The 9515-nt window shown below is 71.2% G+C and carries 9 protein-coding genes; 8 read left to right on the top strand and 1 reads right to left on the bottom strand.

Annotation, left to right across the window (positions count from 1 at the left end; translation table 11 throughout):
- The 5 genes from IH13_RS0132175 to IH13_RS0132155 all read left to right on the top strand — a co-directional run.
- Positions 1 to 360, top strand: a 360-nt coding sequence (locus IH13_RS0132175) for a purine nucleoside phosphorylase YfiH/LACC1 family protein (protein ID WP_031089985.1), incomplete at its 5' end; no start/stop codon positions are given.
- A 3-nt stretch (positions 361 to 363) separates the two neighbouring features.
- Entirely contained in the window at positions 364 to 1083 is a 720-nt protein-coding gene (locus IH13_RS0132170) for a YggS family pyridoxal phosphate-dependent enzyme (protein ID WP_031089983.1), read from the top strand.
- A gap of 128 nt (positions 1084 to 1211) precedes the next feature.
- Complete coding sequence (locus IH13_RS0132165; protein WP_031089980.1) at positions 1212 to 1823, top strand: cell division protein SepF; 612 nt, start codon at positions 1212 to 1214, stop codon at positions 1821 to 1823.
- 89 nt (positions 1824 to 1912) lie between these two features.
- A complete protein-coding gene (locus IH13_RS0132160) occupies positions 1913 to 2209 on the top strand; it encodes a YggT family protein (protein WP_031089979.1) in 297 nt (98 codons plus the stop codon).
- Between the two features lie 49 nt (positions 2210 to 2258).
- Positions 2259 to 3461, top strand: a complete 1203-nt coding sequence (locus tag IH13_RS0132155; RefSeq protein ID WP_031089977.1) for a DivIVA domain-containing protein — start codon at positions 2259 to 2261, stop codon at positions 3459 to 3461.
- 406 nt (positions 3462 to 3867) lie between these two features.
- Here the strand turns inward: IH13_RS0132155 and ileS are convergent, their stop codons facing one another.
- Entirely contained in the window at positions 3868 to 7017 is a 3150-nt protein-coding gene (gene ileS, locus IH13_RS0132150; RefSeq protein ID WP_031089975.1) for an isoleucine--tRNA ligase, read from the bottom strand.
- A gap of 561 nt (positions 7018 to 7578) precedes the next feature.
- Here ileS and IH13_RS0132145 point away from each other — a divergent pair.
- The 3 genes from IH13_RS0132145 to IH13_RS0132135 all read left to right on the top strand — a co-directional run.
- Entirely contained in the window at positions 7579 to 8316 is a 738-nt protein-coding gene (locus tag IH13_RS0132145) for a TraR/DksA family transcriptional regulator (RefSeq protein ID WP_031089973.1), read from the top strand.
- A 57-nt stretch (positions 8317 to 8373) separates the two neighbouring features.
- Entirely contained in the window at positions 8374 to 9060 is a 687-nt protein-coding gene (gene lspA / locus IH13_RS0132140; protein ID WP_031089964.1) for a signal peptidase II, read from the top strand.
- Positions 9061 to 9154: 94 nt separating this feature from the next.
- Positions 9155 to 9515: S4 domain-containing protein (locus tag IH13_RS0132135; RefSeq protein ID WP_031089962.1), on the top strand; the 361-nt coding region annotated here is incomplete at its 3' end.

The following is a 9515-nucleotide window of genomic DNA, read 5'->3' as shown; positions in this document are numbered from 1 at the left end:
GGCCGGCCGGGCCTGGTGGCGGGGGTCGTCCCGGCAGCCGTCGAGGCCATGGTCGCGCTCGGCGCCGAACCGTCCCGGATCGTGGCGCACACCGGGCCGTCGGTCTGCGGCCGCTGCTACGAGGTCCCCGAGGCCATGCGGGCCGAAGTGGCCCGTTCCGTCCCGGAGTCGTGGGCGACCACGTCCTGGGGCACCCCGGCCGTGGACGTCACCGCCGGGGTCCACGCGCAGTTGGAGGCCCTCGGGGTACGGGAGCGGCACAGCTCGCCGTTCTGCACCCGGGAGTCCGGCGACCACTTCTCGTACCGACGCGACCGCACCACGGGCCGGCTCGCGGGCTACGTCTGGCTGGACGGATAGGGCATGACGGACCGTAAGGATCAACTCACCGCGAACCTCGCGCGGGTGGAGGCTCGCATCGCCTCCGCCTGCGCCTCGGCCGGACGTGGGCGTGACGAGGTGACCCTCATCGTGGTCACCAAGACCTATCCCGCGGACGATGTGCGGATCCTGCACGAACTCGGTGTGCGTCATGTGGCGGAGAACCGTGACCAGGACGCGGCACCGAAGGCCGCCGCCTGCGCGGATCTGTCGCTCACGTGGCATTTCGTCGGACAGCTGCAGACCAACAAGGTCCGTTCTGTGGTTGGTTATGCCGATGTCGTACAGTCGGTCGACCGGGTCAAGCTGGTCTCCGCCCTCTCGGCGGCGGCCGAGCGGCGCGGCCGCGAACTGGGCTGTCTCCTTCAGGTGGCCCTGGACGCGGAGAGCGGCGAGCGCGGTGGCCGGGGAGGCGTCGCGCCCGACGCGATCGAGGAGTTGGCCGCCGCGGTGGAGGCCGCTCCGGGGCTGCGGCTCGACGGCCTGATGACCGTGGCCCCGCTGGCCGGTCCGTACGCGGGTCGCCAACGGGCCGCCTTCGACCGGCTGATGGAATTCTCGTCCCGCCTGCGCGCGAACCATCCTGCTGCGAACATGGTTTCCGCAGGGATGAGCGGGGATCTCGAGGACGCCGTGGCGGCCGGAGCGACACATGTACGCGTCGGTACGGCGGTACTCGGAGACCGACCCCGGCTCGGGTAACGTCGCGAAGCAAGTCGGACCACAGCAGAAAATATGGTCATTGCCGCCCGACGCGGACAAGACCGGAGTGGATCTCGGGCACTTGGTGACGCGAATGCCGATCCACCACAGAGCGGAGGACTCGGAGCATGGCCGGCGCGATGCGCAAGATGGCGGTCTACCTCGGCCTCGTGGAGGACGATGGGTACGACGGTCCGGGGTTCGACCCCGACGACGAATTCGAACCCGAGCCGGAGCCCGAGCGCGACCGGCGGCGGCACCAGCCCGCGCATCAGGTGGAGCGGGAGCGCGACGAACCGGTGCGGACGGTGCAGCCGCCCGCACCGCGCGAGCCGGTTCAGCTGCCGGCGGACAGCGGGCGACCCGCCCGGATCGCACCCGTGGCATCCATCACACCAGACCGACCGAACCTGGAGAAGAACGCACCGGTGATCATGCCCAAGGTCGTGTCCGAGCGGGAGCCCTACCGCATCACCACGCTGCACCCCCGGACGTACAACGAGGCCCGTACCATCGGGGAACACTTCCGCGAGGGCACTCCGGTGATCATGAACCTCACGGAGATGGACGACACCGACGCGAAGCGACTTGTCGACTTTGCCGCGGGACTCGTCTTCGGTCTCCATGGCAGCATTGAGCGAGTGACGCAGAAGGTGTTCCTGTTGTCGCCTGCTAACGTCGATGTCACGGCGGAGGACAAGGCCCGCATCGCAGAGGGCGGGTTCTTCAACCAGAGCTGAGACACGACATGGGAACCACCCGGCCGGGAGGCCGGTGCCGGCCGGGAGGCCGGAGCTGACGAAAGCCAGGGGAGAGGGAAGCGCGGGACATGGGCGTCGCACTGGATGTGGTCTATATCGCGCTGATGTGTTTCCTCATCGTGCTGATCTTCCGACTGGTCATGGACTACGTCTTCCAGTTCGCACGTTCATGGCGGCCCGGCAAGGCGATGGTGGTCGTTCTGGAGGGCACTTACACTGTCACCGATCCACCGCTGAAGCTTCTGCGGCGGTTCATACCGCCGTTGCGTCTCGGGGGCGTGGCACTTGACCTGTCCTTCTTCGTTCTGATGATCATCGTCTACATTCTGCTCAGCATCGTGGGCAAGCTAGCGAGCAGCGTGTGAACGATACGGTCTTGCCGACTGCCGACGACTACGTAGAGGTGAAGAAGAGATGCCGTTGACCCCCGAGGACGTGCGGAACAAGCAGTTCACGACCGTCCGCCTCCGAGAAGGCTATGACGAGGACGAGGTCGATGCCTTTCTCGACGAGGTCGAGGCGGAACTGACCCGTCTGCTCCGTGAGAACGAGGACCTGCGTGCCAAGCTGGCCGCCGCCACGCGCGCGGCGGCGCAGAACCAACAGCAGGGTATGCGTAAACCACCGGAGCAGCAGGAACGGCCCGGTGCCCCGGTGCCCGCCGCCATATCGGGCCCGCCGGTGCAGCAGCAGCCCCCGCAGATGGGTCCCCCCCAGCTGCCCGGTGGCGCTCCGCAGCTGCCTGCCGGTCCCAGCGGTCACGGTCCCCAGGGTGGTCACGGTCCCCAGGGCGGTCACGGTCCCCAGGGCGGTCCCATGGGCGGCCCGCAGGGCGGTCACGGCCCCGGCCCGCAGGGCCCGCACGGTCCCGGCCCGATGCAGGGCGGTCCCATGGGCGGCCCGATGGGCGGCCCCGGCGGCCACGCCCCGCAACAGCAGCAGCAGATGCCGCCGCAGATGCAGCAGCAGATGCAGCAGCCCGGTCAGGGCCCCGGTGGCGACAGCGCCGCCCGTGTCCTCTCCCTCGCCCAGCAGACCGCCGACCAGGCGATCGCGGAGGCCCGTTCCGAGGCCAACAAGATCGTCGGCGAGGCGCGCAGCCGTGCCGAGGGTCTCGAGCGTGACGCGCGTGCCAAGGCGGACGCGCTGGAGCGGGACGCGCAGGAGAAGCACCGCGTGGCGATGGGCTCGCTGGAGTCGGCCCGCGCGACGCTGGAGCGCAAGGTCGAGGACCTGCGGGGCTTCGAGCGCGAGTACCGGACCCGCCTGAAGTCGTACCTGGAGAGCCAGCTGCGCCAGCTGGAGACCCAGGCCGACGACTCGCTGGCTCCGCCGCGTACGCCCGCCGCCGCTTCCCTGCCGCCGTCGCCCTCGCTGGCTCCGGCCGGTGCGGGCGCCATGGGGCACTCCATGGGCAGCAACCACGGTGGTCACGGCAACCAGCAGATGGGTGCCGGCAACCAGTCGATGGGTGGCGCGCCGTCGTACGGCGGGCAGCAGCAGATGTCGCCCGCGATGACGCAGCCGATGGCACCGGTGCGGCCGCAGGCGCCGCAGCCGATGCAGCAGGCGCCGTCGCCGATGCGCGGGTTCCTGATCGACGAGGACGACAACTGAGCGGCGCGCGCTCGCTGAGCGCGTAGCCGTCGGCAGGCTGAGGGCCGGGCCCCGGGGACTTCCCCGGGGCCCGGCCCTTTTCGGCGTGTGGGGTGCGGTGCCGGGCGCCGGGTGCGGCGTGGGGTGGATGGGCCGCTGCGCGGGGCCTGTTCCCCTCCCCGCGCCCCTCCCGTAACCGGGGCTCCGCCCCGGGCCCCGCTCCTCAAGCGCCGGAGAGGCTGGGGGTGCGGGCCGAGAGGACCGGGGATGCGGCGGAGAGGACTGGGGGGTTGGGGCGGAGAGACATGGGGGGTGGGGGAGAGGCAGGGGGGTGCGGGAGAGGCATGGGGTCGGGCGGGGCGTACGGGCCCGGGGTGGGAATGCCGAAGGCCCGGCCGGGTGGTGCCGGCCGGGCCCTCGGGGATGGTCAGGCCTGGGTCCTGCGCAGGCGGAACGTGAGGTTCAGGCCCTCGTCCTCGAACGGGGTGCCGTACGTGTCGTCGGCCTCGCCCTGGGCGTAGTCGACGGCCAGGACCTCGTCCGCGATCAGGGAGGCGTGCGCCGTCAGGGCCTCGGCCGTGGCGGGGGCCGCCGACGTCCAGCGGACCGCGATCCGGTCCGCCACGTCCAGGCCGCTGTTCTTGCGGGCCTCCTGGATCAGCCGGATCGCGTCACGGGCCAGGCCCGCCGCCCGCAGTTCCGGGGTGAGTTCCAGGTCCAGGGCGACCGTGGCGCCGGAGTCGGACGCCACCGACCAGCCCTCGCGCGGGGTCTCCGTGACGATGACCTCCTCCGGGGAGAGGGTGATCTGCTCGCCCTCCACCTCGACGGACGCCGTGCCCTCACGCAGGGCCAGGGAGAGCGCCGCCGCGTCCGCGTTCGCGACGGCCTTGGCCACCGCCTGGACACCCTTGCCGAACCTCTTGCCCAGCGCGCGGAAGTTGGCCTTCGCCGTGGTGTCGACCAGGGAGCCGCCGACCTCCGACAGCGAGGCCAGGGAGGAGACGTTGAGCTCCTCGGTGATCTGGGCGCGCAGTTCGGGGGAGAGGGACTCGAAGCCGGACGCGGCCACCAGCGCGCGCGAGAGGGGCTGCCGGGTCTTGACGCCCGACTCGGCACGCGTGGCGCGGCCCAGCTCGACCAGGCGCCGTACCAGTGCCATCCGGGTGGAGAGCTCCGGGTCGACGGAGGCCGGGTCCGCCTTCGGCCACGAGGAGAGGTGGACCGACTCCGGGGCGCCGGGGGTCACCGGGACGACCAGGTCCTGCCAGACCCGCTCCGTGATGAACGGGGTCAGCGGGGCCATCAGCCGGGTGACCGTCTCCACCACGTCGTGCAGGGTGCGCAGGGCGGCCTTGTCACCCTGCCAGAAGCGGCGGCGGGAACGGCGTACGTACCAGTTGGACAGGTCGTCGACGAACGCGGAGAGCAGCTTGCCGGCGCGCTGGGTGTCGTAGCCCTCCAGGGCCTCGGTGACCTGCTCGACCAGGGTGCCCAGCTCGCTCAGCAGCCAGCGGTCCAGGACGGTGCGCCCGGCGGGGGCCGGATCGGCCGCGGAGGGCGCCCAGTTCGACGTACGGGCGTACAGCGCCTGGAAGGCGACGGTGTTCCAGTAGGTCAGGAGCGTCTTGCGGACGACCTCCTGGATCGTGCCGTGACCGACCCTGCGGGCCGCCCACGGAGACCCGCCCGCCGCCATGAACCAGCGGACGGCGTCGGCGCCGTGCTGGTCCATCAGCGGGATCGGCTGGAGGATGTTGCCCAGGTGCTTGGACATCTTGCGGCCGTCCTCGGCGAGGATGTGGCCGAGGCAGACGACGTTCTCGTAGGACGACTTGTCGAAGACCAGGGTGCCGACCGCCATCAGCGTGTAGAACCAGCCGCGGGTCTGGTCGATGGCCTCCGAGATGAACTGCGCGGGGTAGCGGCTCTCGAAGACCTCCTTGTTCTTGTACGGGTAGCCCCACTGCGCGAACGGCATCGAACCCGAGTCGTACCAGGCGTCGATGACCTCCGGGACGCGGTACGCCTCCAGCTGGCAGTTCTCGTGCGTGCAGGTGAACGTGATCTCGTCGATGAACGGGCGGTGGGGGTCGAGGGCCGACTGGTCGGTGCCCGTCAGCTCCGTCAGCTCGGCACGCGAGCCCACGCACGTGAGGTGGCCGTCCTCGCAGCGCCAGACGGGCAGCGGGGTGCCCCAGTAGCGGTTGCGGGACAGCGCCCAGTCGACGTTGTTGGTCAGCCAGTCGCCGAACCGGCCGTGCTTGACCGAGTCCGGGAACCAGTTGGTCTTCTCGTTCTCCTGGAGCAGCCGGTCCTTGACGGCGGTCGTGCGGATGTACCAGGAGGGCTGCGCGTAGTACAGCAGCGCGGTGTGGCAGCGCCAGCAGTGCGGGTAGCTGTGCTCGTACGGGACGTGGCGGAAGAGCCTGCCGCGGGCGGCCAGGTCCTCGGTGAGCGCCTCGTCGGCCTTCTTGAAGAAGACGCCGCCGACCAGCGGCAGGTCCTCCTCGAACGTGCCGTCGGGGCGGACCGGGTTGACGACCGGCAGACCGTAGGAACGGCAGACGACGAGGTCGTCGGCGCCGAAGGCGGGGGACTGGTGGACCAGGCCCGTACCGTCCTCGGTCGTCACGTACTCGGCGTTGACGACGTAGTGCGCCTCGGAGGGGAAGTCGACCAGGGTGAAGGGGCGCTCGTAGGTCCAGCGCTCCATCTCCCGGCCGGTGAAGGACTCTCCGGTGGGCTCCCAGCCCTCGCCGAGCGCCTTCTCCAGCAGCGGCCGGGCGACGACCAGCTTCTCCTCGCCGTCCGTCGCGACGACGTAGGTGACGTCCGGGTGCGCGGCGACGGCGGTGTTGGAGACCAGGGTCCACGGCGTGGTCGTCCAGACCAGCAGGGCCGCCTCGCCGGCCAGCGGGCCACCGGTCAGCGGGAAGCGGACGAAGACCGAGGGGTCGACGACCGTCTCGTAGCCCTGGGCCAGCTCGTGGTCCGAGAGGCCGGTGCCGCAGCGCGGGCACCAGGGTGCGACCCGGTGGTCCTGGACCAGCAGGTCCTTCTTGAAGATCTCCTTCAGCGACCACCACACGGAGTCGACGTACTCCGGGTCCATCGTGCGGTAGGCGTCGTCCAGGTCGACCCAGTACCCCATGCGGGTCGTCAGTTCGGCGAACGCGTCGGTGTGGCGGGTCACCGACTCCCGGCACTTCGCGTTGAACTCGGCGATGCCGTACGCCTCGATGTCCTTCTTGCCGTTGAAGCCCAGCTCCTTCTCCACCGCGAGCTCGACCGGCAGGCCGTGGCAGTCCCAGCCCGCCTTGCGGCCGACGTGGTAGCCCTGCATGGTGCGGAAGCGCGGGAAGACGTCCTTGAAGACGCGGGCCTCGATGTGGTGGGCGCCGGGCATGCCGTTGGCGGTCGGCGGGCCTTCGTAGAACACCCACTCGGGGCGTCCCTCGGACTGTTCGAGGCTCTGGGCGAAGGTCTTGCTCTCGCGCCAGAAGTCGAGCACGGCGTGTTCGAGGGCGGGCAGGTCGACCTGGGCGGGTACCTGGCGGTACTGCGGCGATGTCATGGCGGGCTTCCTCCGGCGGACGGCTTCCACTTCCGTCGGAGGGACGAGAACCGGCCGGCTCCCGCGGTACCACCCTCCTTGGCCCCGGGCGTACGCCCGTGGCCCCCTCATTGGGGTCGCGATGCCGGGTCTACTGGCCTTGCGCCCGTGGATCGAGCCCACTGTCCAAGGCGTTCTTCCGGCGGCTCCGGGGTGATCTTCACATCGCGCTCGCCCCCGGGCTTCCACCGTCCCCGGGTCGCTGCCGGCTGCGTACGACGCTACTCGTCCCATCCATGCCTCTCGCTGCGCTCAGTGTACGGGCCCGTACGGACGACGGCCGACCGGTTTCGCCCCGGGGCACGGCTGACCCGAATGGCGAGGGCGGCGGGCCGGTGGTCCGGGCCGGGGCCGGGTGGGCGGATTACCGGGCGGGGAGCTGGGCACAACGCTTGGGGGCGGAACGCCGTCGGCACGGGGAGGGCGAACCGGCGGCGTGGCCCGTTGCCGCGGGGCCGGGGTCGACTTATCGTCCCAGGACGATTCGCGTGCAAGATCACACTATGTGAAGGGGCCGCGGCCATGGCGGCGGAGAAGGACGCCGGTGAGGAGACCGACGCGGGCACCCACCCGGACGCGGGCCGGAAGCCCCCGGCGAGGGAGGCCGCCGCACACGGGAGCACAGCGAGGAAGAGCACGACGAAGAGCAGTACGGCGAAGAAGAGCACAGCCGGCCGGGACACGGCCGGCGGGAGCACGGCCGGGACGGCTTCACAGAAGCCCACGAAGGCCACGGGGGCGGCACAGGCCGCCGAGCAGACAGGAGCCCAGACGGTGGTAGCCAAGAAGAACGCGGACGGGAACGCGGCCGCGGGGGAGGGCGTCGCGACAGCGGAGCCCCCGGCCAGGGCCGCCGCAGGGCCCGGGGACCTCGCGGTCAGGCCCGGGGAGGACCCCTGGACCCCGGAGGAGGTCGCCGAGGCGCGGACGGAGCTGACGGGCGAGGCCCTGAGACTGCGCAGCGAGCTGGAGGCGTCCGGCGCGGCGCTGGCGGGACTGATGCGGGACTCCGGGGACGGCGCGGGCGACGACGACGCGGACACCGGCACCAAGAACATCACCCGGGAACACGAGCTCTCGCTGGCCGCCCACGCCCAGGAGACGCTGGACCAGACCGAACGCGCCCTCGCCCGGCTCGACTCCGGGACCTACGGGCTCTGCGAGGTCTGCGGCAAACCGATCGGCAAGGCGCGGATGCAGGCCTTCCCCAGGGCCACACTCTGCGTGGAGGACAAGCAGAAGCAGGAGCGGCGGGGCTGACGCCCCCGGGTTGTCGTACCCTCGTCCTCAATCAGGCACCTAGGTTGAGGGACTCACGTGGCAGAGGCGGAGCGCATCATCGGTACGCCGGACATCCCCGACGCCGAGGGGGCTGACGGCGCCGAGCCCCAGCAGCCCTCACGGGCCGAGCCGCGTCAGCCCTCCGGGGACGAGGCCCGGCAGCCCTCCGAGGACGAGGCCCGGCAGCCCTCCGGGGACGAGGCCCCGGCCGACGGTGACGGCGCGGCCGGCGGCCGGCGCCGCAAGAAGGTCCTCGTCCTCCTCTGCGTGGCCGTCCTGGCCTACCTGCTGGACCTGGGCAGCAAGATGGCCGTGGTCGCGAAGCTGGAGCACCGGGAGCCCGTCGAGATCTTCGGCGACTGGCTGAAGCTGGAGGTGATCCGCAACGCGGGCGCCGCGTTCAGCTTCGGCGAGGCGTTCACCGTGATCTTCACCGCGATCGCCGCGGTCGTGATCGTCGTGATCATCCGGCTCGCGCGCAAGCTTTACAGCCTGCCCTGGGCCATCGCCCTGGGGCTGCTGCTCGGCGGGGCGCTCGGCAACCTCACCGACCGCATCTTCCGGGCGCCCGGCGTGTTCGAGGGCGCGGTGGTGGACTTCATCTCCCCCGCGCACTTCGCCGTCTTCAACCTCGCCGACTCCGCGATCGTGTGCGGCGGCTTCCTGATCGTGATCCTTTCCTTCCGGGGCCTGGACCCCGACGGGACCGTCCACAAGGACTAGGCGGACCGCTCGGCGGCGGCGGAAAGGGCACCGCCGCCGCCGAGCGGTCCGATCCGCCGGACGGGCCCGGGCCGCGGCAAGGCATACTCGACAGGTGAGTACGTATCCCGAGATCCGCACCCTGCCCGTACCCGACGGCCTGGAAGGCGAGCGTGTCGACGCCGTCATCTCCCGGCTGTTCGGTTTCTCCCGCACCAAGGCCGCCGAACTGGCCGCCGGGGGGAAGGTCCAGGTGGACGGCGCGGTGGCCGGGAAGTCCGAGCGGGTGCACGGCGGGGCCTGGCTGGAAGTGGAGATGCCGCAGGCGCCCGCCCCCGTCCAGATCGTCGCCGAGCCCGTCGAGGGCATGGAGATCGTCCACGACGACGACGACATCGTCGTCATCATGAAGCCGGTCGGTGTCGCCGCCCACCCCAGCCCCGGCTGGACCGGCACCACCGTCATCGGCGGGGTGG

The sequence above is a fragment of the Streptomyces sp. NRRL WC-3549 genome, assembly GCF_000721935.1.
Taxonomy (GTDB): Bacteria; Actinomycetota; Actinomycetes; order Streptomycetales; family Streptomycetaceae; genus Streptomyces.
The sequence above is the reverse complement of the archived record's forward strand: the minus strand, read 5'-3'. Positions and strand labels throughout refer to the sequence as shown.